General features: G+C 40.8%; 26 protein-coding genes and 1 pseudogene. 19 read left to right on the top strand and 8 right to left on the bottom strand.

What is annotated here, in order from left to right; genetic code table 11:
- The 13 genes and pseudogenes from lptE to P20311_RS02795 all read left to right on the top strand — a co-directional run bounded on the left by lptE (position 1) and on the right by P20311_RS02795 (position 10,534).
- Positions 1–492 (top strand): LPS assembly lipoprotein LptE, encoded by a 492-nt coding sequence (gene lptE, locus P20311_RS02855; protein WP_008109462.1) that lies wholly within the window; start codon positions 1–3, stop codon positions 490–492.
- Positions 492–1,532, top strand: coding sequence for a DNA polymerase III subunit delta (holA, locus tag P20311_RS02850; protein ID WP_008109460.1), 1,041 nt, complete (start codon positions 492–494; stop codon positions 1,530–1,532). The genes lptE and holA overlap by 1 nt, the downstream gene beginning before the upstream one ends.
- A gap of 12 nt (positions 1,533–1,544) precedes the next feature.
- Positions 1,545–2,174, top strand: coding sequence for a nicotinate-nucleotide adenylyltransferase (gene nadD, locus P20311_RS02845; RefSeq protein WP_008109459.1), 630 nt, complete (start codon positions 1,545–1,547; stop codon positions 2,172–2,174).
- A gap of 62 nt (positions 2,175–2,236) precedes the next feature.
- Entirely contained in the window at positions 2,237–2,554 is a 318-nt protein-coding gene (rsfS, locus tag P20311_RS02840; RefSeq protein WP_008109457.1) for a ribosome silencing factor, read from the top strand.
- A gap of 37 nt (positions 2,555–2,591) precedes the next feature.
- On the top strand, positions 2,592–3,062 hold the full coding sequence (rlmH, locus tag P20311_RS02835; protein WP_008109455.1) for a 23S rRNA (pseudouridine(1915)-N(3))-methyltransferase RlmH: 471 nt from the start codon (positions 2,592–2,594) through the stop codon (positions 3,060–3,062).
- A 9-nt stretch (positions 3,063–3,071) separates the two neighbouring features.
- A complete protein-coding gene (mrdA, locus tag P20311_RS02830; RefSeq protein ID WP_008109445.1) occupies positions 3,072–4,952 on the top strand; it encodes a penicillin-binding protein 2 in 1,881 nt (626 codons plus the stop codon).
- Positions 4,949–6,055, top strand: a complete 1,107-nt coding sequence (rodA, locus tag P20311_RS02825; protein WP_008109444.1) for a rod shape-determining protein RodA — start codon at positions 4,949–4,951, stop codon at positions 6,053–6,055. Before mrdA ends, rodA begins: the two co-directional genes overlap by 4 nt.
- Complete coding sequence (locus tag P20311_RS02820) at positions 6,055–6,816, top strand: septal ring lytic transglycosylase RlpA family protein (protein WP_008109442.1); 762 nt, start codon at positions 6,055–6,057, stop codon at positions 6,814–6,816. The genes rodA and P20311_RS02820 overlap by 1 nt, the downstream gene beginning before the upstream one ends.
- Before the next feature lie 54 nt (positions 6,817–6,870).
- Positions 6,871–8,032, top strand: a pseudogene (locus tag P20311_RS02815) (serine hydrolase).
- A 209-nt stretch (positions 8,033–8,241) separates the two neighbouring features.
- Positions 8,242–8,520 (top strand): DUF493 family protein YbeD, encoded by a 279-nt coding sequence (gene ybeD, locus P20311_RS02810; protein ID WP_008109437.1) that lies wholly within the window; start codon positions 8,242–8,244, stop codon positions 8,518–8,520.
- Between the two features lie 19 nt (positions 8,521–8,539).
- Positions 8,540–9,193 (top strand): lipoyl(octanoyl) transferase LipB, encoded by a 654-nt coding sequence (gene lipB / locus P20311_RS02805; protein ID WP_008109436.1) that lies wholly within the window; start codon positions 8,540–8,542, stop codon positions 9,191–9,193.
- Positions 9,190–10,155 (top strand): lipoyl synthase, encoded by a 966-nt coding sequence (gene lipA / locus P20311_RS02800; RefSeq protein ID WP_008109434.1) that lies wholly within the window; start codon positions 9,190–9,192, stop codon positions 10,153–10,155. Before lipB ends, lipA begins: the two co-directional genes overlap by 4 nt.
- Positions 10,156–10,294: 139 nt before the next feature.
- Positions 10,295–10,534, top strand: coding sequence for a hypothetical protein (locus P20311_RS02795; RefSeq protein ID WP_008109433.1), 240 nt, complete (start codon positions 10,295–10,297; stop codon positions 10,532–10,534).
- Positions 10,535–10,645: 111 nt separating this feature from the next.
- Here P20311_RS02795 and P20311_RS02790 read toward each other — a convergent pair whose 3' ends face one another.
- From P20311_RS02790 to P20311_RS02770, 5 genes are all read right to left on the bottom strand, one after another.
- Positions 10,646–11,719, bottom strand: coding sequence for a phosphotransferase enzyme family protein (locus P20311_RS02790; protein ID WP_008109430.1), 1,074 nt, complete (start codon positions 11,717–11,719; stop codon positions 10,646–10,648).
- A 109-nt stretch (positions 11,720–11,828) separates the two neighbouring features.
- Positions 11,829–12,704, bottom strand: coding sequence for an NTP transferase domain-containing protein (locus P20311_RS02785; protein ID WP_008109423.1), 876 nt, complete (start codon positions 12,702–12,704; stop codon positions 11,829–11,831).
- A gap of 15 nt (positions 12,705–12,719) precedes the next feature.
- A complete protein-coding gene (locus P20311_RS02780) occupies positions 12,720–13,169 on the bottom strand; it encodes a flavodoxin (protein ID WP_008109422.1) in 450 nt (149 codons plus the stop codon).
- Entirely contained in the window at positions 13,169–13,933 is a 765-nt protein-coding gene (gene truC, locus P20311_RS02775) for a tRNA pseudouridine(65) synthase TruC (RefSeq protein ID WP_008109421.1), read from the bottom strand. The genes P20311_RS02780 and truC overlap by 1 nt, the downstream gene beginning before the upstream one ends.
- Positions 13,926–14,246 (bottom strand): YqcC family protein, encoded by a 321-nt coding sequence (locus tag P20311_RS02770; protein WP_008109420.1) that lies wholly within the window; start codon positions 14,244–14,246, stop codon positions 13,926–13,928. The genes truC and P20311_RS02770 overlap by 8 nt, the downstream gene beginning before the upstream one ends.
- A gap of 103 nt (positions 14,247–14,349) precedes the next feature.
- On the opposite strand from P20311_RS02770, the gene P20311_RS02765 reads away from it, so the two are divergent.
- Together P20311_RS02765 and P20311_RS02760 are read left to right on the top strand one after the other, a co-directional pair.
- Entirely contained in the window at positions 14,350–15,378 is a 1,029-nt protein-coding gene (locus P20311_RS02765) for a DUF3549 family protein (RefSeq protein ID WP_008109418.1), read from the top strand.
- The gene (locus P20311_RS02760; RefSeq protein ID WP_008109417.1) at positions 15,379–15,678 is read left to right on the top strand and encodes a DUF3301 domain-containing protein; all 300 of its coding nucleotides are present in this window, start codon (positions 15,379–15,381) and stop codon (positions 15,676–15,678) included. It begins immediately after the preceding gene.
- A 604-nt stretch (positions 15,679–16,282) separates the two neighbouring features.
- On the opposite strand, the gene P20311_RS02755 is transcribed toward P20311_RS02760, so the two are convergent.
- Positions 16,283–16,933, bottom strand: a complete 651-nt coding sequence (locus P20311_RS02755) for a GNAT family N-acetyltransferase (RefSeq protein WP_008109415.1) — start codon at positions 16,931–16,933, stop codon at positions 16,283–16,285.
- 295 nt (positions 16,934–17,228) lie between these two features.
- Between P20311_RS02755 and P20311_RS02750 the strand changes: the two genes are divergently transcribed.
- The 3 genes from P20311_RS02750 (at position 17,229) to P20311_RS02740 (ending at position 18,622) form a co-directional block, all read left to right on the top strand.
- Positions 17,229–17,462, top strand: a complete 234-nt coding sequence (locus P20311_RS02750) for a DUF2789 domain-containing protein (protein WP_008109413.1) — start codon at positions 17,229–17,231, stop codon at positions 17,460–17,462.
- Positions 17,463–17,565: 103 nt separating this feature from the next.
- On the top strand, positions 17,566–17,835 hold the full coding sequence (locus tag P20311_RS02745) for a hypothetical protein (protein WP_008109411.1): 270 nt from the start codon (positions 17,566–17,568) through the stop codon (positions 17,833–17,835).
- Positions 17,836–17,848: 13 nt separating this feature from the next.
- Positions 17,849–18,622: a Zn-ribbon-containing protein gene (locus P20311_RS02740; protein ID WP_008109410.1), complete on the top strand. Its 774-nt coding sequence runs from the start codon at positions 17,849–17,851 to the stop codon at positions 18,620–18,622.
- 53 nt (positions 18,623–18,675) lie between these two features.
- On the opposite strand, the gene syd is transcribed toward P20311_RS02740, so the two are convergent.
- A complete protein-coding gene (gene syd, locus P20311_RS02735; protein WP_008109408.1) occupies positions 18,676–19,215 on the bottom strand; it encodes a SecY-interacting protein in 540 nt (179 codons plus the stop codon).
- A 59-nt stretch (positions 19,216–19,274) separates the two neighbouring features.
- On the opposite strand from syd, the gene queF reads away from it, so the two are divergent.
- A complete protein-coding gene (gene queF, locus P20311_RS02730; protein ID WP_008109406.1) occupies positions 19,275–20,120 on the top strand; it encodes an NADPH-dependent 7-cyano-7-deazaguanine reductase QueF in 846 nt (281 codons plus the stop codon).
- 32 nt (positions 20,121–20,152) lie between these two features.
- On the opposite strand, the gene P20311_RS02725 is transcribed toward queF, so the two are convergent.
- Positions 20,153–21,034, bottom strand: a complete 882-nt coding sequence (locus P20311_RS02725) for a peptidylprolyl isomerase (protein WP_008109403.1) — start codon at positions 21,032–21,034, stop codon at positions 20,153–20,155.
- Positions 21,035–21,059 lie beyond the last annotated feature (25 nt).

The raw sequence follows: 21,059 nt of genomic DNA, 5'->3' as shown, positions 1-21,059 counted from the left end.
ATGGCTGCTTTAAATGCCATTAAAAACGGACTAGCCTTAGTGCTAGTCTGTTTTTTGTTATCGAGCTGTGGCTTTCACCTTAAAAAAGCATCAAGCCTACCCGATGATTTAAAACAGCTAACCTTGGTGGGTGATGATCAAAAATCAGCGTTGTTTAGCTATTTGCAAACAGAGTTGACTATGAGCGATGTTACTTTAGTCCCTGCGAGTAAACAATCAGCGCAACTTTACTTATTTAAAGAGCAGCTAGAGCGTCAAACCTTATCGTTATTTCAAAACGGACAAGTGGCTGAATATGAATTGGCATACAGTGTAAGTTATGTTGTAAAACGCCCAAAACAAGCAGCCATTGAAAAACGTTTTGAGCTTTACCGTAATTACCAAGATGACCCTGACAACGCACTAGCCAAAGCAAAAGAGCTTGAACTGCTGATCAGCGAAATTCGTCAACAAGCAAGTCGTCGAATTGTTAGAGAGTTGTCGCAACTATAATGCGTTGTTATGCAAATCAGCTGCCTAGCGAATTAAAAAAGGGGTTAAAACCTTTTTATTTGGTTTTTGGTGAAGAGCCTTTTCAAGAAGCGCAATGTGTACAGCTCATACGCGATAGCGCAAAAGCGCAAGGTTTTGATGAAGTAATTAAATTCACTTTAGCCCAAGGCTTTGATTGGCAAGAAATCATAGCGCAATACCAAAGTATGTCGTTATTTAGTGCGCGTACGATTATTGAGCTTGATTTAAACCAGCAAAAACCCGGTACCCCCGGCGCAAACACCTTTAAAAAGGTCGTTGAGCTTGAAAACCCTGACACCATTTTAATTGTTAAAGGCGCCAAGGCCAGCCAAGATGTGCAACGCGGAGCATGGTTTAAAGCACTCGATAAGCAAGGGCTATTTGTACCCTGCTATCCGCTTAGTGGTAATCACTTAAAACGTTGGCTAGATGAACAATGCCAACGCTTGTCACTCAATTTACAAAACGAGGCTAAGCTTAGTTTAATTAATGCCACTGAAGGCAATTTACTAGCTTGTTTTCAAGAATTGGAAAAACTGTCGCTAATACATGGTAACGCTCTCATTACCCAACAATTGGTGATGCAAGGGCTGCTAAACCAATCTAAATTCGATATTTTTGATTTAAGTGATGCCCTGTTAAACGGCCATACTACACAAGCAATAAAAGTATTAAATAAGCTTGCCAGTGATAATACTGAAGTAATGAGTATTTTGTGGGCCATCAATAAAGATCTAAATACCTTACTCAGTGTACAGCAAGGGTTACTGCAAGGTGAGTCGTTAGCCACCCTGTTTAAACAAAAAGCGATATGGAAAAATCACCAAGCGCCGGTACAAACAGCGATAAACAGACTTAACATTGACACCCTTGAAAGCATTAGCAGTGAACTGGCATTATTTGATGCAAGCTACAAACAAGGCGCATTAATTGCCCCCTATCAAGCATTGGCACATATTTGTATTAAGTTTTGCCAACCGCTCGATATTCCACTGCCGTGTCATACTAACCGTCAGTAAAGGGAAAATATCATGATTGCAATTTTTGGTGGCACTTTTGACCCCGTTCATTTGGGGCACCTTAATATGGCGCAGCAATGTGTGGCTACTTTTGAATTACACTCACTTTATTTTATGCCCTGTGCAATACCCACACACAAAGCGGCACCGGGGATCAGCACCGAGCATCGTATAGCAATGCTTAAAGCGGCAATTACAGCTTACCCAGAGTTTAAGCTTGATTTACGGGAGCTACAACGCAGCGGGCCTTCTTATTCTTTATTAAGCTTGCAAGAGTTAAGAGCTGAAAATCCCGATACCCCTATTTTATTTTTGATTGGTATGGACTCATTCAACAACCTTGATAAATGGTATCAGTGGCAAACAATAACTCGTCTTTGCCATATAGTGGTGTATCAACGCCCAGGTCAAAACTGTGACGTACAAGGTGAACTTAAAGGCTACAAACAGCAGGCTGTGACCAAAGATATTTCCCTACTGAACGAAAAAAATGCCGGACACCTTTACTTTTTAGAAGGAGAACAGCTAGATGCCGCATCCAGCACTATCCGTCAAGCGCTTAAAAAAAGCATTAAAAAGAGTGAACTATTACCCGACACCGTGAGTCACTATATTGAGCAGCACCAGCTTTATCAAGAGTGATTGGTATAAACCCCTCAGCGTGTTAAAATGACCGCTATTAAATTTTAAATTGAGACAAAACCTTGGATTCGAAACAACTACTCGCTTTTGCACTAGACAAAATTGACGATATGAAAGCACGTGATGTGATTCAACTTGACGTAACTGGCACCTCAGACGTAACCGATTACATGATTGTATGTTCAGGCACATCAAGACGTCATGTACTGTCAATTGCTGATAACTTAGCAAAAGAAGCTCGTCACGCTGGTGAAGAGCCTATTGGCTATGAAGGCCAAAGCGATGGCGAATGGGCACTCGTTGATTTAGGTGATGTGATTGTTCACGTTATGCAAGATCAAGCACGTAGCTATTACGATCTAGAAAAGCTTTGGGGCTAATAGCTCCCTATTTTAGACAACGCTTGGAAGTAACGTCGTGAAAATACAAATGATTGCTGTTGGTACAAAAATGCCAGCATGGGTAGAAACAGGTTTTGCAGAATATCAGCGCCGCTTTCCCAAAGATATGGCACTGGAACTAATCGAAATACCTGCTGGTAAACGTGGCAAAAACGCAGATATAAAGCGTATTTTACACACCGAAGGTGAAAAAACCTTAGCCGCCATACCTAAAGGCAATCGTATTGTCACACTAGAAGTAACCGGTAAAGCACTGGATACTCATCAGCTAGCGAAAAACATGGAAAAGTGGCAACTAGATGGTCGCGATGTCAGTTTACTGATTGGCGGACCTGAAGGATTAGCCCCCGAGTGTATTGCAGCCTCTGAGCAGAAGTGGTCGTTATCAAATTTAACGCTTCCGCATCCCTTAGTACGCATTATTGTAGCTGAAAGTCTTTACAGAGGCTGGAGCTTAAATAACAACCACCCTTATCATCGCGAGTAGTTTCTTGCCATGCTAAAACGAAGACCCACTATTCGCGACCACTCAGCAGAAGCTAATTTATTTGCTCGGCGTGCATTTGTGGGTTTTATTTTTATATTAGCCTTAGTAGCCATATTATTGTCTAACTTGTACACCATTCAAGTTGACGACCACCAAGATTATCAAACTCGCTCTAACGATAACCGTATAAAAGTAATCCCTATTGCACCTAATCGCGGACTTATTTACGACCGCAACGGTGTTTTACTGGCTGAAAACAAGCCCGTTTATAACCTTGAAGTGATCCCCGAAGAAGTTGACGATTTAACTGCCTCATTGAAATCAGTCAGTAAAATTATTGATATTACCGAGCAGCAGCAAGCTGATTTCCTTGATGATATAAAGCACACTCGCCGCTTTAAAAGCCAAGTTCTTAAAGCTCGCTTAAATGAAAACGAAGTAGCGATGTTTTCAGTAAACCAACATAAATTCCCAGGGTTTAGTATTGAAGCGCGTTTAGCCCGTTATTACCCGTTTGGAGACACCTTAACCCATGCCTTAGGCTATGTTGCTAAGCTCAATAAAAAAGAATTAAACAAGCTTGAGCAACAAGATGAAGCCACCAATTATAGAGCGACCCATGATATTGGCAAACTGGGTATCGAAAAATACTACGAGCCATTACTTCATGGCCAGGTCGGCTCACAGCGAGTTGAAGTAAATAACCGTGGTCGTATTATTCGCACCTTGAGTATGGATCCACCGCAGCCGGGGGACGATTTAGTACTTACTCTCGATATTGGTTTACAACAAATAGCCCAACATTCACTTAAAGATATGCGCGGCGCTATTGTGGTTATGGATGCAAAAGATGGCGGCGTTTTAGCGCTGTATTCAAACCCAAGCTATGATCCTAATTTATTTGTGCACGGTATTAGCAGTAAAGACTATAAAGCCCTGCTTAACCCTGATCGCCCGCTTATAAACCGTACCACCCAGGGGCGCTACGCACCAGCATCGACTATTAAACCGCACATGGCTATTTTGGCATTAGAAGAAAACATAGTACAAGAGACCACCACCATGTGGGATCCCGGTTTTTTTCAAATACCCAATGTAGAGCATAGATGGCGAGACTGGCGACGTTGGGGCCATGGCCATGTTGATGTTTACAAAGCAATAGAAGAGTCATGCGATACTTATTTTTACGATGCAGCCTATCGCATGGGGATCACCAAAATAAGTAACTTTATGGCACGTTTTGGTTTTGGTGAGCTATCAGGCATTGATATTCATGAAGAAACAACCGCTATTTTGCCCTCAAAAGAGTGGAAAGAAGATCGTTTCAAAGAGTCATGGTGGCGTGGTGATACTATTTCTGTAGGGATTGGCCAAGGTTATTGGACTGCCACCCCAATTCAAATAGCCAACGCGACTAATATTCTAGTTAACCGGGGAATAAATCATCCTCCTCACTTAGTGCAAGTGGCTAAAAAAGAAGACCAGATCACCCAGCTCAATAATGAAGAAAAGCCACCTGTTGTTCTCAATAATGAGGATAACTGGCGCATCGCTATTGATGCAATGCATAACACGGTTAAAAAGACCACCGGTACAGCACACCGTGCGTTTAAAGGGGCTACCTACGACCCTGCAGGTAAAACCGGTACAGCCCAAGTGGTCAGTATTGCTCAGGGCGAGCGTTACGATGCCGATGCACTCAAAGAGCGCCAACGCGATAACGCCATTTACGTCGGTTTTGCCCCTTACAACAATCCACAAATTATAGTCTCTATTGTTGTAGAGAATACCGGCGGGGGTAGCTCTGTAGGTGCCCCCATTGCGCGCCAATTAATGGATTATTATTTTGCAGCTAACCCAATTCAATCCTCAGGGAGTAAAGTACCATGACGGCTTTACATAATAAGCGTTCTATTTGGCTGCGCCTGCATATCGACTTGCCACTGTTAATTGCTTTATTACTGATGATGGCTGGCAGTATCACCATAGTTTATAGTGCCTCGGGCCAAGATTCGGCCATGATGATCCGCCATATAACCCGTATGGCTGGCGCAATTATTGGCATGTTTGTTTTAGCGCAAATCCCACCTACGACCCTAAAACGCTTAGTCATTCCCATGTATTGCTTGGGACTACTTATGCTGGTTGGGGTACTTCTATTTGGTGTAAGTTCTAAAGGGGCTCAACGCTGGTTAGATTTAGGTATTACCCGCTTTCAACCCTCAGAATTAATGAAACTAGCGGTTCCAATGATGGTTGCTTGGTATATTGGTCGTAACCACTTACCACCGCGTCCACTTCATTTAATTATTGGCTTTGCCATTGTTATGCTGCCTACCCTACTTATTAAGGAACAACCTGATTTGGGCACCTCAATTTTGATTGCCAGCTCGGGTGTGTTTGTATTGTTTTTATCTGGTTTGAGTTGGCGTTTAATTGGCTTTTTAAGCTCTATTGTGGCCTTAGCTGCATGGCCTTTTTGGCACTATGGTATGCACGATTATCAAAAACAACGCGTTTTAACTTTTTTAGATCCTGAGAGCGATCCGCTTGGTTCTGGCTATCATATTATTCAATCAAAAATTGCTATTGGCTCAGGCGGTATCGAAGGCAAAGGCTGGTTGCAAGGCACACAATCACAACTGGAATTTTTACCTGAACGACATACCGATTTTATTTTTTCTGTACTGAGTGAAGAGTTTGGTTTATTTGGTGTGTGTATTTTACTTAGCCTGTACTTATTCATCATTGGCCGTGGATTATTTATTGCAGTTAATGCACAAGAAGCTTTTGGCAAGTTACTCGCAGGCTCTCTGACACTCACATTTTTCGTTTATATTTTTGTAAACATTGGTATGGTCTCGGGTTTATTACCTGTTGTAGGTGTTCCCTTACCATTAATTAGTTATGGCGGCACCTCAATGGTGACCTTGATGGCTGCATTTGGCATTATTATGTCGATTGCCACAGATAAAAGGATGCTCTTAAAATAATGCGCCTTTATAAACAACTTATAATTATTACACTCGTTAGCCTCTTTTTAAGTGCATGTAGCAGTTCAAATAGCCGTTACAGCATGCGCCATGATGCAGCGCCTCTGCGAGCACCAACTGAATTAGAAATGCAAGATGCTATTGTCACTAAAGTTATAAAAAGCGCGAGCACCACACGCCCTTACGAAGTGTTGGGCAAACGTTATACCCCTATGCTCGATGAAACAGGTTATTCAGAAACGGGCATTGCCTCATGGTATGGCCGAAAATTTCATGGTTATCACACCTCTAACGGCGAAATTTACGATATGTTCGCTATGACGGCAGCTCACAAAACCTTGCCCTTACCGAGTTTTGTGCGCGTAACAAATACAGCCAATGGCCAATCTGTTATAGTACGGGTTAACGATCGCGGGCCTTTTCATGACGATAGAATCATTGATCTTTCTTATGCTGCAGCCTATAAACTTGGCTACCATAAATACGGTACAGCACAGGTTAAGCTTGAAGCGATTACCCTTGCAGATACCCATGCACGAAAAACCTATGTTCAAGTAGCTGCAGGTAGTACGTTAGCCAACATAGAAGCATTGGCACACACACTACGAGAGCAATATAAATTACCAACAAATATCGTCGAAAAAGACGGTATTTATAGATTGCACTTAGGGCCGATAAAAGATGCCCAACACGCGCAACAAGTACTAAAAACATTAAAACAAAATCAATTTCAAAACGCGTTCTTGCTTTACACTCAGTAAGCCCTTTAGAATAGGGAGAATGCATATTTTTAACTTTAACCATTAATGAGTATGATGAAATCTATTAAACATAAAATTCTTACTGGTGTTTGCGGCTTAGTCTGTTCTGCCGCCGTCTTTTCAGCCACCGCACAAATTATTCCAGCCCCTCCTCAAGTTAATGCTAAAGGTTACTTTTTGGTGGACTTCACCACAGGTAAAGTGATTGCAGAAGGTGAAGCTGATACAAAACTTGCTCCTGCTAGCTTAACTAAAATGATGACTAGTTATGTAATTGGTACTGAAATAAATGCAGGTAATATCGCACCCACCGATATGGTAACTATCAGTGAAAAAGCGTGGGCAAAAAACTTTCCTGAATCATCTAAAATGTTCATTGAAGTGGGTAAGCAAGTAAGTGTAGATGAACTTAATCACGGTATTATTGTGCAATCAGGTAATGATGCCTGTGTTGCCATGGCTGAGCATATTGCTGGCAGCGAAAGTGCCTTTGCAGATTTAATGAATGCCCATGCTGAAAAGATAGGCATGACAAATACTCACTTTATTAATAGTCACGGTCTTGATACAGACGAGCACTACACAACGCCACGCGATATGGCCACACTTGGTGCAGCCTTAATCAGAGACGTGCCGGACGAATATGCACTATATAAAGAAAAGTCATTTACATACAATGGTATAAAGCAATATAACCGTAACTCGTTGTTATGGGATGAAAGCTTAGATGTTGATGGTATTAAAACAGGCCATACATCTGATGCGGGTTACAGCTTAGTCACCTCGGCAACGAAAAACGACATGCGTTTAATTGCGGTAGTTATGGGTACTTCAAGTGAGCGTGCGCGTAAAGTTGAAAGTAAAAAACTGCTTAACTACGGTTTCCGCTTTTTTTGAAACAATTACGCCTTACAAAGCTGGCGATAGTTTTGCAGAGCAACGCATCTGGATGGGTAACAAAGAGAATGTCTCTTTAGGTATTTTAGAAGACACCCCTATTACAATCCCTCGTGGCCAACATAAAAACCTGAAAGCAAACTTTGAGCTTGACGATACGCTTGAAGCACCTTTAGCTAAAGGCACTAAAGTAGGCACGCTGTTTTTACAACTTGAAGGCGAAGATATTGCACAATATCCGCTAGTTACGCTTGAAGAAATACAAGAAGGTAGCTTCTTCAGCAAAATATATGACTACTTACGCTTACAAATAATGTAAGCACGAGTAAAGTAATATGAACGCCTCTTCTGTGAGGCGTTTTTTTTTGCTTGAAAAGTGCTAGAATGCGCCCCATATATACCAATCGTATTGAATGACTATCGTTGGCTTAGGTCAAAAGTAACATCATTTCAAGATTGTCATTAGCCTGTCAGTTTTAAGCTTAACGTATAAGTTGAGCCAACACTTTTGTTTGAGGAGTTCCCGTCGTGGTTGAACCTGTTAAAAACACTAAATTTGATGAGTACCTAGAGTACCCTTGCCCGTTTACATTTAAAATTATGGGTTTAGCAAACGTAAACTTAACTGATCAAATTTTAGAAAAGTTACAACCTATCGCTCCGGGTGATTATGCGCCAAAAGTAAAACCGAGCAGTAAAGGTAACTATGAGTCAGTCACTTTAGTAGCCACAGTAACAAGCGGCAAACACATTGAAGAAATTTACAACGTGATCAGCAATATCGATGACGTGCGCCATATGCTTTAAGCTATAGTTGAGATTTGTTGTGAGCGAAAACACCCTAATCGTACGCCAACTGGGTCGTCAGCGTTACATGCCGATTTGGCAAAAAATGCAAGACTTTACCGACACCCGTGATGAAAATACGCCAGATGAAATTTGGTTAGTAGAGCATGAAAGTGTATTTACCCAAGGCCAAGCCGGTAAAGATGAGCACTTACTCGCCCCAGGTGACATTGAAGTGATTAAAGTTGACCGCGGTGGACAGGTGACTTACCACGGCCCTGGTCAGCAAATGATGTATGTATTATTTAATTTACGTCGTTTAAAAATTGGGGTGCGAGAGCTAGTTACTTGGCTTGAAGAGTGCATCATTGAGTCCCTTGCAGAGTTCGCCATAGATGCATACGCGAAAGCGGATGCCCCTGGTGTTTACGTTAACGACAGTAAAATTGCCTCTTTAGGTTTACGAGTTCGTCGTGGCTGCTCATTTCATGGCTTGGCATTAAATGTTAATATGGATCTAAGTCCATTTTTACGCATTAACCCATGTGGTTATGCGGGCATGAATATGGTGCAAACTAAAGAACTAAATGGCCCTCAAAACCTTGAAGCTGCAGGTGAAGGGCTGGTAAAACACATGATCAAGAAGCTTAATGCAACACAGGTTAAGCATACTGAAGGGTTTGAAAACGAATGAATAAACCAGTCAAAATGGAACCAGGTGTAAAACTACGCGACGCAGAAAAAATGGCGTTGATCCCCGTTAAAGTTTTACCAACAGAAAAAACCGAAATGCTCCGTAAGCCAGAGTGGCTTAAAATTCGCTTACCTAAGTCAACCGAGCGGATTGACGGCATAAAACAAGCAATGCGTAAACATGGCCTTCACTCTGTATGTGAAGAAGCTTCGTGTCCTAACTTATCAGAGTGTTTTAACCACGGTACAGCGACCTTTATGATTTTAGGGGCTATTTGTACACGTCGTTGTCCATTTTGTGACGTTGCACATGGTCGCCCATTAAAACCTGATGCCGCTGAGCCTGAAAAGCTGGCACTGACCATTAAAGACATGAAGTTAAGCTATGTGGTTATTACTTCTGTAGACCGTGATGATTTACGTGACGGTGGTGCTCAGCACTTTGCTGATTGTATCCGCGAAATTCGTAAGCATAATCCAGAAATTACCATTGAGATTTTAGTGCCCGATTTTCGTGGCCGTATGGACAGAGCGTTAGAAATTTTAATTGAAACGCCGCCAGATGTATTTAATCACAACCTAGAAACGGCGCCACGTTTATACAAACTTGCGCGCCCAGGTGCTGACTATAAATGGTCTCTTGAATTATTACGTCGCTTTAAAGAAGCCCATCCTGAGGTTAAAACAAAATCAGGCTTAATGGTTGGCCTTGGTGAAGAAATTAGCGAAATCGAGGAAGTACTTCGCGATTTACGTGCTCATAACGTTGATATGCTTACTGTAGGGCAATACCTACAACCGTCTAAGCATCACTTACCCGTTAAGCGTTACGTGCCACCAGCTGAATTTGACGCATTAAAAGAATATGCTGATGAAATTGGCTTTACACACGCCGCTTCAGGCCCGTTTGTACGTTCAAGCTATCATGCAGATCAACAAGCAGCGGGTAAAGAAGTAAAGTAATCTCTCGCAATGTATAAAAAACCGCCATTAGGCGGTTTTTTTGTTTTTTAATAGTTATTTTTACTGTTTATAAAATAACGTTAGGTTAAAGCAAGGTTACTTGAGATAATTATGCTTGAACCCATTATTTAGGTTATATATGAAATTATTAGTTCGTAACTTATCACGTGCCACTACTGAGCATGAACTTCGTACGTTATTTACGGCTCACGGTAAAGTGACCACCTGTAACTTGGTACTCGATAAAGAAACAGGCCAATCTAAAGGCTTTGCCTTTGTAGAAATGCCTAATGACATTGAAGTTAAGGGCGCAATAAAAGCGCTTAATCAAACCACAGTAGACAAAAGCAAAATCCGTGTAAAACTAGCAGATGCTTAATAAGTAAAAAATTGAGATGTTGGAAGTTAACACATACTTTCAATGTTTAACCTCAATTTATATTGCTCAAAGTTTTAGTTATAACGCTTTGAGCAATATAATTAATTGGGTTTATACCTGAGTCAAAATCTCCTTTAAGACCTGCTGCTTACTTACTATATCCTTGTATAAGGCAAATTGGTTTTTTGCGCGATCTAAGTTGTGTCTCTTATGCTTAACGCTAAAGTAATTATCACCATCTATATAATCAGTTAAAAAGCGTAAGCCAATCATAAAGGGCATTACTTTAGCACCTAACCAAAAGCTTTGTTTCTCGGCGGGTGTTAATACCCCCTTTAGTGGCTCAACATAGCCTTTAACAATCGCTGCAAAAATATCTTCACGAACACCTACCTTTTCAAGCGCCGTTGAATCTTCTTGCTCTGCAGAGCAAAATGTTCTGACCATATCGCCAAAATCATTAAGCCAATAACCAGGCATACAGGTATCTAAATCTATCACCGCTTTTGCATTATTAGAGTCTAAGCAAAATAGCATGTTGTTTATTTTAGTATCGTTATGGCACACACGAATAGGCACTTTTCCCTCAAGGGCATTAAGCTCATCGATAAGTGAAAGCTGCGACAGGCAAAAATCAACCTCTTCCTGACAATGAGCCAAACGTTTATGAGGATCGGTGCTAACCACTTGCTTGAAGACTTCTGCACGCATGGCCAAGTTATGAAAATTAGGAATAACCGCATGTAAATTGTTCGCGTCAAAGTCTTGTAGCGCTTGCGCAAATTGGCCAAATGCATTGGCCGCTGTTTGTGCCTGGCTAGCAGTATTAACCACATCTTCACTGTAGCTGCCACCAATAAACTCAAGTGCTCGCCAAGTATCATCATCATTATTAACTAAATAGTCATTCTGAGTCGTCGCTACATGGCGTACTATTGCTAGATTGAATTCACCTGCTTGTTGTTTTTTACTTAAGTGTTGCTCTATTAATCGCGCATTATCAACAAGTAACTGTGGTTTTGGAAACACCACCGTATTGAGCTTTTGTACAACCAGTGACCGCTTCGAAGTACTTAATAACATAGTAGTATTTATATGCCCACTGCCTATGGGTTTTATGCTCGCATGCTTCTCGTCAAGGCCAAAACTCTCAGATAAATAAACTTCTATAGGAACTGTATTCATTTTCTACTTCACTCTTTTCGCCCAAGGCGACAATAATTTTTAACGCATGTAGCGGGTTATTTAACATGCTAGATTGATCATATTTATAATAAAATTGGTACTACCATCTTTATGCTTGACGTAATGCGCACAAAGTAGCCGCAATGTTTGTCAGTTCTGATTTATAGGTAACACCAAACCAAGGCTCTTTTGCAGTGTATACAAATACAGGCTTTGCTTTTACATTAATAGCTTTCTGGATTTGATCAGGTAAGTAGTACTCTTGCTGAGTATTCACGTTATATTGCTGTAAAAACGTTTCAAAGCCTTGTTGCAAATAGTCAAACAAGCAAGGGGTTATCCCCCAAAAGCTCATAGAGCCAAGCGCATTTGGGCTAACTTTTTCACGTAAACCCTGTGGGTTATCGCCAAAAATATGCTCAGATTCTTGTTGAATATTCAAATACTCGGTTACGGCAACAAGCTTTCCATTCGCAATATTACATACCCCACGATTTACACCACCGTGCTCAGAAAGAGTATCAATAATCGGATACCCTACCATTGCCCATTCAGCGCTTTTTTTGAAATGCTCACTAAGCAATAAAAATGAAGACGCGCCATAATAATCGTCTGCAGTGATCACAATAGCGGGGTTATTAATGTGGGCTTTGGCACACAACAGAGCATGACCTGTGCCCCAAGGCTTTACTCGCTGGCAAAGTGTTGCTTTAAATTGTTCGGGCACCTGTTCAATGTGTTGCTCCACCAGCACCACATCAAGATCACTAGGTAATCGTGGCAAAATAGTACGCTCTATTTCACTACGTACCGCTTGGTTTATGATCAGCACCACCTGCGTCACGCCTGCAGCATGCGCATCAATAATACTCAGCTCCATAATAGTGCAATTTAGCCCTGGAATTTCTGCAATTTGTTTATTGCCACCAAAGCGACTACCTAAGCCACCCGCAAGCACAATTAAACTCAGTTTATATTTTTTCATTTAGAGTCTGCGCATTTAAGAGGATAATTTATCAAGCCAAGTTTGTAACCACGGCTCGGTGACAGGCCAAGGCTCAAAGTCTTCACAGGCATCAATTTCTAATCGATTACCCACAGGTTTGGCTTGTAAGTCACGTAATAGTTCATCAAAGCTACGCCCTGCACCGCAAAACGTATCACCATAACTTCTATCACCCATAGCCACAATGCCAAATGGCTTATTAGTTAACATTGGAAAGGTGCTGTTAAGCTGATTATAAAGCTCTGCCAAGTTAGCGGGTATATCGCCTTGTCCTGTTGTTGAGGTGACAATTAAAATATGCGATGCATTTTTTAGATCTTCTAAACTTGGCGCTGCAAATACGCTTACCTGATGGCCGGCTTGCTCAATGGTATCACTTATTTGCTCACTTAAACGTTCAGCACCACCATACACGCTGCCTACAAAAATACTAATATGTGCCATTAATAATCCTTTTCTTCGCTTGGCCACCCTAACTGGTTGCAAATACTCAACATTGCATCACCTAGTGGCGCTTTAATTATTATCGATTCATTACTGTAAGGATGTACAAAACGCAGTTCTGTGGCGAATAACATTAATCGCCTAAGAGAAAAGTGTTCTCTAAAAAACTGATTGTGCTGGTTATCACCATGATTTACATCGCCAATTATCGGTAACGACAAATGCTTTAAATGGCGACGAATTTGATGTTTACGTCCTGTTTTAGGGAAACACTCTACCAAAGAATACCTAACTGTTGGGTATTTTCCTATAGGGATAGGCAACGCAGCTTGATGCAAACAATTAAACTGAGTTTGTGCTTCTTGAGCATCTTTATTCTGATCGGCAAATTTATCAGCAATTTTGTCTAGCTCCTCTTTTAACGGTTTATCTAAAAAAATAGATTCAGGCGCAAATCCGCGTACTAAAGCTAAATAACGCTTTGAGATCGTACCCTCAATAAACAGCTGATTCATATCACGCGCGGCTTCTGAGCTTAGAGCAAACAGCAACACACCCGATGTCGGCCTATCAAGACGGTGCACAGGAAACACATGCTGACCGAGTTGATCGCGTAGCATTTGCATTGCAAATTGAGTTTCATGCTTATCTAAAAAGGAGCGATGAACAAGTAAGCCTGATGGTTTATCAATCGCTACATAATTCTCATCTTGATAGAGAATGTTCAGTTCGCCGTATTCAACTGGCGCTGGACGTTCAGTCATCTGACTCTCCAAGCAATGAATCTAATTGCGTTAGCAAAGAAATAATCTCTTCGCTTCCGGATTTATCAATGAGTGTCATTTGCGCCATAGGAGCAATTGCAAAATTACGCGGTAACGGTTGTTTCATTGTAATAATCTGTTGAATTTTTTCTATAAATACAAACTGTAACCACTGTTCAAATGCAAGCGTATCATGGCAAAAAGGGACGCTTGAATGCAACAATGCAGGGTCAATCGGCTCATTCTGCCAAAGCTGATACTTTTTAAGTAGCGCAGTTAATTGTGTTAAATAGAGTTGGGTTTGCTCAGTCATAATCACCCTTTACTTTGTATATTGCACAATTATACCCTGTTCCCTCAACAGTCGCTATGGCGTATAATTAGCGTAATTTTGTAGTAAAAACAGTTGGAAATTCATGAGTGAACATATAGCCACATTAGGCCAGCTTTTAGACGGTGCAGGAACTCAATGGCGTGCTTTTGATATTGGCAGGCATATTACCAAGCTTGATAAACAACAATTTTTAGCTGTTGAACAAGCACAAGTTCCTTACCCTTACCCATTAGCAGGCCATGCATGGCTAGCAATTCAATTTTGGGACAGTAAAGCTAGCAAAGAACCCTATGTGTGGTTTTTAAAATTCCCACTTGATGAACAAAGTAAACTCGTTAGTGCCAGCCGCGACCACTTTGCAGACATGGTAATTCAAGCACTAGGAACAGAAATTACCGGCGAACAAGCCGATGGCAAACTCGATAACAACCCTTACGTATTTACTCCTAATGCTAATAAATTAGCGGCGTTTAATGCACAAGTTAAAGTGTTATTAAAACAACCAGCCTCACAGTATTATGAGCATGCCCAGCTTTATTTTAGTGGCCAGATTGGTTTTGATAATTGGCAAAGTGTGGCACTACAAGGTATTGCTGATTTTGCTTATCGCCTCAACAGTGCTGATAACTTAAAACACTTACACGCTGCGTGGCCTAATTTACCTGTTGAAGTATTACAACCATTAAGCGCAATGCTTGAACACATCGAAATACCACCCACGTTAAGTGAGTTAATGTTAAGTTATGGACAAACCGCTCTTAAGAATAATGATGTGGTTACGGCTTCTGCCGCGCTTCGCGCCATATCATCAGGGCAAGCAACAGGGCTTAGCGCACAACTGGTTGACTGCGCTTTAGAATCTACGCTTGGGCAAGACTCAGACATTTTATTAACTATTGCAGGTCGCAGCTTTAAACAATTAGAAGAGCCACAGCGTTTGCATGTATTTATGGATAACTGTGCGCACCATGAGAAAATAGCTGAGTTATTTCCTAGCATTTTTGCAGATTTAGTTGCAATTCCAACTATTCGCCCACATTTATTAGCATTACTACGTAAAGAAAACAGAAGCGAGACGTTAGCTCGCGCAATTGGAAGGTTATTCTCTTAAATGGCTAGTTTATGGACGTTCATACTTATTGGGGCTGTAATTTATTTTTTTTGGCTAAATCGTAAAATAGCCGAAGCAGCGAACGTTCATGCCAAACGCCAAAGTGAGCAATTGCAGGTACAACTAATGAGTGTGGCTTGTAGCAAGCGTCGGTTTGGCATTTTAAAAAGTGGTAAACCGGGCATGAAAAGCGAATTTATTTTTGAATTTTCAAGCGATGGTGAAAATGCTTATCAGGGAGTGTTAATCATGGAAGATGAAAAGCTAAAAAGTGTGGTTGTGCCACCACATAAGATATAATTTTTATAATACAAAAACCAAGGCGTAACCTCAGTTACGCCCCAATTGCCAACATCCTGTAAGGTATCCTTTACCTGATCCTTGTTTATCATCCACTGAACGAGCAAACTACCCTGTTAGCCCTCCATTGCATCCTGCAATATCCTCTTGCCGCCTTGGCCGTCCTGCGTAAACTAACGCTCCTGCAATATCCTATCGCATCATCCTTGGTATCCTTTAAATAGCTCCTAGCTATTTTAGTACTTCATGTACTTCCTGTTTCATCCTTGCATCCGTGTTAACTTGTCCTTTGCGCTTCCTGCTAGTCACTACTATGCTGCCTGATTCCATATCCATGGCATTAGCTCAGTCATTGAGCTATGTCGTCTTGACAAAGTAAAGTTTAAACCAAACGGCTGGGTATAATAGTGAGGAAAACTAAAAAATTTAATGTCACAAAATTGAAAAAACAAAAATAGCTATAAATAACAGAAGCTTGATGCTTATAAACGGATAAATAATGGATTTAAACTGACAAAGAGCACACTAATGTAGGATATATCTCACACTGGTGTGCCCGATTTGGAACATAGGCTTAAAGATACGCCATTATGAACAACTACCTTTATTGAGCATTAGCAACTTTAAATAGTAATTCACCCTTAACTTGGTTAAATGAAAGTTGTTTAAAGTGCTCAAAGCCTTGCGATTTAAAAAATTTCGTATGCTCGTCACGAGTCACAAATACCGCTATACCAGAAGACTCAGGATTATCGTGTATTAAGCCATCTAAACCTTTAAGTAAAGTGCGACCAAACCCTTGCCCGTGAAAGTGTGGATCAACCGCAATAAACGCTAAAAAGTAATAATTCCCTTGCGGCTTTAAGGCGTCACGAATGGTTTTTTCTTTTTCAATTAATTGATTCGTTTGTAAATAACCTGCACTTAGCATCAGCTTTAATCGCCAATGCCAATAACGCTCAGCTTGTAATTGGCTATTTGACTCAAACACACAGGCAACCGCTTTTAATTTATCATTACGGTAAAGGCCAATTAAAGGCTGCTTCTCTTGCCAAAAGCTACTGAGCTCTTCACGAATAAGTGCACGTAATTTTTTTTCATAATCGAGCGGGTTGTCTTCGTTATACCCTAGCAGAGTTTGTAAAATAGGATCGTTTTGATATGCCTGATATATCAGGCTGGCTGCTGTGCTTATATCCTCTGGTGCAATATGCTGAACACTAAAGGCGTCTGTCGATTCTGCTGTGGCTGTCATTTTATTTCCTTTATTATTTTATACCCGTTGTCATTACGCCGCGTAACTTGTTTGGGATTAATTTTGAACTACAACGATGACCAAATGCTTATATAACTATATACCTAAGTGAGACAAATAAGCGAATTTACATTTTAGTTAGTACGCTCATCCACTGCATTGAGCCAGATCATGCTTTAGCGACTTACTACTGAATAAATAAAGCGTAAATTCAGTAAGGGTTAAACTGGCTAGATATACCATTCCCCCCTAGAGTTAATAAGTACTAAGTATTAATTCATTTAGGAGCATTATTATGGATACAACAAAACATACTATTAATACCTTGTTCGCCCAACTAGGACTACCGGATTCAGAAGCGCAAATAGATGCATTTATTGCCTCGCACTCCATTGCCGATACAACCTTGTTGCAAGATGCTCCCTTTTGGGATGAAGCCCAACAACATTTTATTGCCGAATCGCTAGCGGTTGATGGCGATTGGAGTGAAGTAATTGATGAACTAGACGTACGGCTTCGTCAAAAATAATTAATTTAATGCGCATTTTAATGTGCCTTAGCCACTTTATTGATACCATACCCGCTCGCAGCGCCTATGTTGCGAGCTTACTTTATAAAAGAGTTATAATTGAATGAATGCTGCTGTATTTGAAGCTATTAAAGTCCTTCTTGATGAAGGCAAAGTTCCCACTGTTGCACTAACTAAAAGTCGTTTAACAACACCGACCCCAATGCCGGTTATTATTGCTGCGGTGAGTCAATATAAGAATAATCCTGATTCAATTTATAATTTAATGAAAACCCCAAAGCAAAGTGTCAGTAATGAAGATCAGAACAACTCTCAATTAGATAGAATTGAGCAAAAGTTAGATCAATTACTGACATTACTCGCGCCAAAATAATTTGAGACTATAAATGTTTGTTGTTGATTTAACATTTGACTGCTACCAAGACACCACCTTAGAGCAAGCCGAGCAAGCAATAAATCGCTTGGTAAATGCATTACGTTTTAATGGCCAAATCATTGGAGAAGAATTTCCGACGGTTTTGAAAGATGGCTATTTTATCACTCGCGTTATGTGTCCGACCGAGGATGCTATGCACCCACTTAACAACAGTGCATTTGTAAAGCACAGTGTTGAAAAGCTACATGATGCAGGCTTGTTAGCACCTAAAGTGAAAATAATAGGTCAAGACATTCATTCAAATGGAGCCGATGGCTGTAAAGAGCCCTCAAGCTATATTTTATATACTACGTATGTGCATACTTGCAGCCCACTGTATTGTGGCGATGATTTTTTACCCGTTCCGCTATTTAATATTCCGGCAATTGCCAATGGCGATTATAAAACCCTGATTAAATGGCAAGAAGATTGGCAAGCATGCGATCAAATTCAAATTAATGGTGCAACTCGCTGTGAATTTCCTGCGTTAGAGGAAATAGCCAGCACACAAAGTGATTTGTATCGCCGAGGTAAAGACATTAGCAAACGCATCAGCTTTTTAACTAAAAAGCCTGTTTACTATTACTTATACCGTGTAGGTGGGGTTGATAAAGCCTCAGAGCTTGAGCGAAAATGCCCAAGTTGCCAAGGTGAATGGAAATTACCTGAGCCGTGGTTTGGATTATTTGATTTTAGGTGCGAACCGTGTGGTTTAGTGTCTAATATTTCATGGGATTTTCAATAAATCCCATGAATAAACAAGCTAGGTGTGCATTAAATCAGCAACACCGAGCTAGTTTAAACTGTTAATGTAGCAATAAACTCACTGAGGTTATTAGCCAACACATGATGCGGCTTTTTACCTACATATTCTAAGCACACTTCCCCTGTTTCCACTAATACCGTAACAAGTAAATCATCTTGATCAGTTAAACCAATAAAAACGCTCGGCGCTTGCTTTAGCTTTCGCTTCATTAAAACATGACCCGTGATATTTTGTTGCAGTAAGTCAAAATCATCCTCATTCCACGCTTGTAATAATTCCACTTGATGACCATCAACGCTGGCTAAAATACTGCCAGCAAACATATGGCCATAAAACTGGCTAAGTTCATCAGGAAATTCAAGCTCTAATGCGTTAGCCAGGTTAATGAGTGAACCTACAGGCTCCCTCACTACCGCTTGCCATTGGATCATACCGTTCTCATCGGCTGTGCCTATTTCACAAGGGCTTGGCCATTGCTCATCGTGGGCAATGAGTGGCTGCTTTTGTGTATTTTTGATGGTTTTTTCACTAAAGCGTTGGTGAAGTTGGGCTAATTGCATTGCAACAGACATACTGTGAAACTCATTTAATTTAGATATAATGTTCCCATTGTAACTATTTAAGAGCAAACATGACAGATTACAGCAATTCTCCCGATCTTAAAGGCAGCGTACTTGGTCAATCTACTGAGTATGTAGATCAATACACGCCCAGCTTGCTTTTTCCTATTGCTCGCAAGCTTAATCGCGACGCGTTGAGTATTGATGAGGCCGCATTACCATTCAAAGGGCAAGATATTTGGACAGGTTATGAACTGTCTTGGTTAAATACCAAAGGCAAACCGCAAGTGGCAGTGGCGCTATTTACTTTCGAATGCCAAAGTAGTCATATTATAGAGTCAAAGTCGTTTAAGCTTTATTTAAACAGTTTTAACCAAAGCCGCTTTGGCAGTATTGACATTGTTAAACAACATTTAATTGATGACTTATCCAATGCGGTAAATAGCCCGGTAAAAGTGACCTTATACAGCGCTGATGATTATAATTGTATTCCTTGCACACCGCTTCCTGGTGAGTGTATTGATGAGTTAGATATTGAAATAGATAACTACCATATTGATGCACATTCTCTAAAATCACAAAGCGATAAAGTGGTTAGCGAAACCTTGCATAGTCACTTGCTTAAATCGAACTGTTTAATTACTTCACAGCCGGATTGGGCCAGCATTATTATTCGTTATACTGGTGAGCAAGTGTGCCGTGAGTCATTATTACGCTATTTAATTTCGTTTAGGACCCATAATGAGTTCCATGAGCAATGTGTGGAGCGTATTTATAGCGACTTAACCACTCAATTGAATATTAAAGAGCTTGAAGTGTATGCGCGCTATACGCGTCGTGGCGGCCTTGATATTAATCCATATCGCTCAACTCATCATAACGATACCCCTTTTGCGGTAAAGATAAACCGTCAATAAGCTAAACAAAAAAGGAGCCTCAGGCTCCTTTTTTAATCGTTAAGTTGCTTAGTTGGCACAGGCATTCCACACACATCAATGTAATTATGGCTATACGCAAACCACTCCTCGCTACGACTACCTCGTGCTGAAATTAACTGTTTAAATGCATCTGAGTCTGTTTTCATTACTTTAAATCGGCTGTTATCGCTGCTAACGTCGGCTAATACTTGTAAGTCTGTAATAGGGTTAAACTCGCTACCACCTTTAGGTGTGCGCGCTAGCTGATGAAAATGCGCCATACCTGTCAGTACTCGCCCAAATACGGTGATATTTTTATCTAAATAACGCGGACCTTGCCCTATGGTGACAAAAAACTCGGTGCTAGCACTATTTATATCGTTGTCCCGTGCCATTGCAAATACACCATGACAATGAATTTGCCATGTTTGATCACGTGTTTCATTTTGCGCTACCGCAAAACCATTTAAAAACCCGGTTATTGGTGCATAACCATCCTCACCCATCTCGGTGATCAAAAGTGGCTCTGTGGTGGTTAAATAAAACTCAGCTGGCACCGTGTTATGTTTAGTTTTGGCTAACTTTTTACCCGTACTATCGCCACCTTGAGCAACAAACCCCTCAACAAAACGATAAATATGAGTACCCTGATAAAAGCCCTGTCGTGCCAATTTTTTAATATTCGCAGTGTGTTTAGGCGCAAGTTTGGGGTTAAGCTCAATATAAGCGGCACCGGTAGGTAGCGTTAGTTTTAAAATATTCTCAGGGTTAACCCATCGCCATTGCTCATCCGTTGCAGATGCAATAATCTCACTACTGGTTAGGCTTTTAACCGGCGCTGATGGCAAAATGCTTTGCTGAGCACATCCGCCGAGCAAAGCCGATGCTAAAACAGTGATTACAAATTTTTTCATACCTTTTCCTTTTTTATTGTTATCT

The organism is Pseudoalteromonas sp. BSi20311 (assembly GCF_000239875.1).
In the GTDB taxonomy this organism is placed as follows: domain Bacteria; phylum Pseudomonadota; class Gammaproteobacteria; order Enterobacterales; family Alteromonadaceae; genus Pseudoalteromonas.
This window is presented reverse-complemented; position numbering and strand designations above follow the sequence as displayed.

Bases quoted from the DNA above. Each gene is read 5' to 3' on its own strand.
- P20311_RS02725 (WP_008109403.1), bottom strand. From the start codon at position 21,034: ATGAAAAAATTTGTAATCACTGTTTTAGCATCGGCTTTGCTCGGCGGA.
- lptE (WP_008109462.1), top strand. From the start codon at position 1: ATGGCTGCTTTAAATGCCATTAAAAACGGACTAGCCTTAGTGCTAGTC.
- nadD (WP_008109459.1), top strand. From the start codon at position 1,545: ATGATTGCAATTTTTGGTGGCACTTTTGACCCCGTTCATTTGGGGCAC.
- P20311_RS02740 (WP_008109410.1), top strand. From the start codon at position 17,849: ATGTTTGTTGTTGATTTAACATTTGACTGCTACCAAGACACCACCTTA.
- P20311_RS02785 (WP_008109423.1), bottom strand. From the start codon at position 12,704: ATGAAAAAATATAAACTGAGTTTAATTGTGCTTGCGGGTGGCTTAGGT.
- P20311_RS02745 (WP_008109411.1), top strand. From the start codon at position 17,566: ATGAATGCTGCTGTATTTGAAGCTATTAAAGTCCTTCTTGATGAAGGC.
- P20311_RS02750 (WP_008109413.1), top strand. From the start codon at position 17,229: ATGGATACAACAAAACATACTATTAATACCTTGTTCGCCCAACTAGGA.
- queF (WP_008109406.1), top strand. From the start codon at position 19,275: ATGACAGATTACAGCAATTCTCCCGATCTTAAAGGCAGCGTACTTGGT.
- P20311_RS02795 (WP_008109433.1), top strand. From the start codon at position 10,295: ATGAAATTATTAGTTCGTAACTTATCACGTGCCACTACTGAGCATGAA.
- P20311_RS02760 (WP_008109417.1), top strand. From the start codon at position 15,379: ATGGCTAGTTTATGGACGTTCATACTTATTGGGGCTGTAATTTATTTT.
- lipA (WP_008109434.1), top strand. From the start codon at position 9,190: ATGAATAAACCAGTCAAAATGGAACCAGGTGTAAAACTACGCGACGCA.
- mrdA (WP_008109445.1), top strand. From the start codon at position 3,072: ATGCTAAAACGAAGACCCACTATTCGCGACCACTCAGCAGAAGCTAAT.
- P20311_RS02820 (WP_008109442.1), top strand. From the start codon at position 6,055: ATGCGCCTTTATAAACAACTTATAATTATTACACTCGTTAGCCTCTTT.
- rodA (WP_008109444.1), top strand. From the start codon at position 4,949: ATGACGGCTTTACATAATAAGCGTTCTATTTGGCTGCGCCTGCATATC.
- P20311_RS02755 (WP_008109415.1), bottom strand. From the start codon at position 16,933: ATGACAGCCACAGCAGAATCGACAGACGCCTTTAGTGTTCAGCATATT.
- P20311_RS02770 (WP_008109420.1), bottom strand. From the start codon at position 14,246: ATGACTGAGCAAACCCAACTCTATTTAACACAATTAACTGCGCTACTT.
- P20311_RS02790 (WP_008109430.1), bottom strand. From the start codon at position 11,719: ATGAATACAGTTCCTATAGAAGTTTATTTATCTGAGAGTTTTGGCCTT.
- P20311_RS02780 (WP_008109422.1), bottom strand. From the start codon at position 13,169: ATGGCACATATTAGTATTTTTGTAGGCAGCGTGTATGGTGGTGCTGAA.
- holA (WP_008109460.1), top strand. From the start codon at position 492: ATGCGTTGTTATGCAAATCAGCTGCCTAGCGAATTAAAAAAGGGGTTA.
- P20311_RS02765 (WP_008109418.1), top strand. From the start codon at position 14,350: ATGAGTGAACATATAGCCACATTAGGCCAGCTTTTAGACGGTGCAGGA.
- truC (WP_008109421.1), bottom strand. From the start codon at position 13,933: ATGACTGAACGTCCAGCGCCAGTTGAATACGGCGAACTGAACATTCTC.
- syd (WP_008109408.1), bottom strand. From the start codon at position 19,215: ATGTCTGTTGCAATGCAATTAGCCCAACTTCACCAACGCTTTAGTGAA.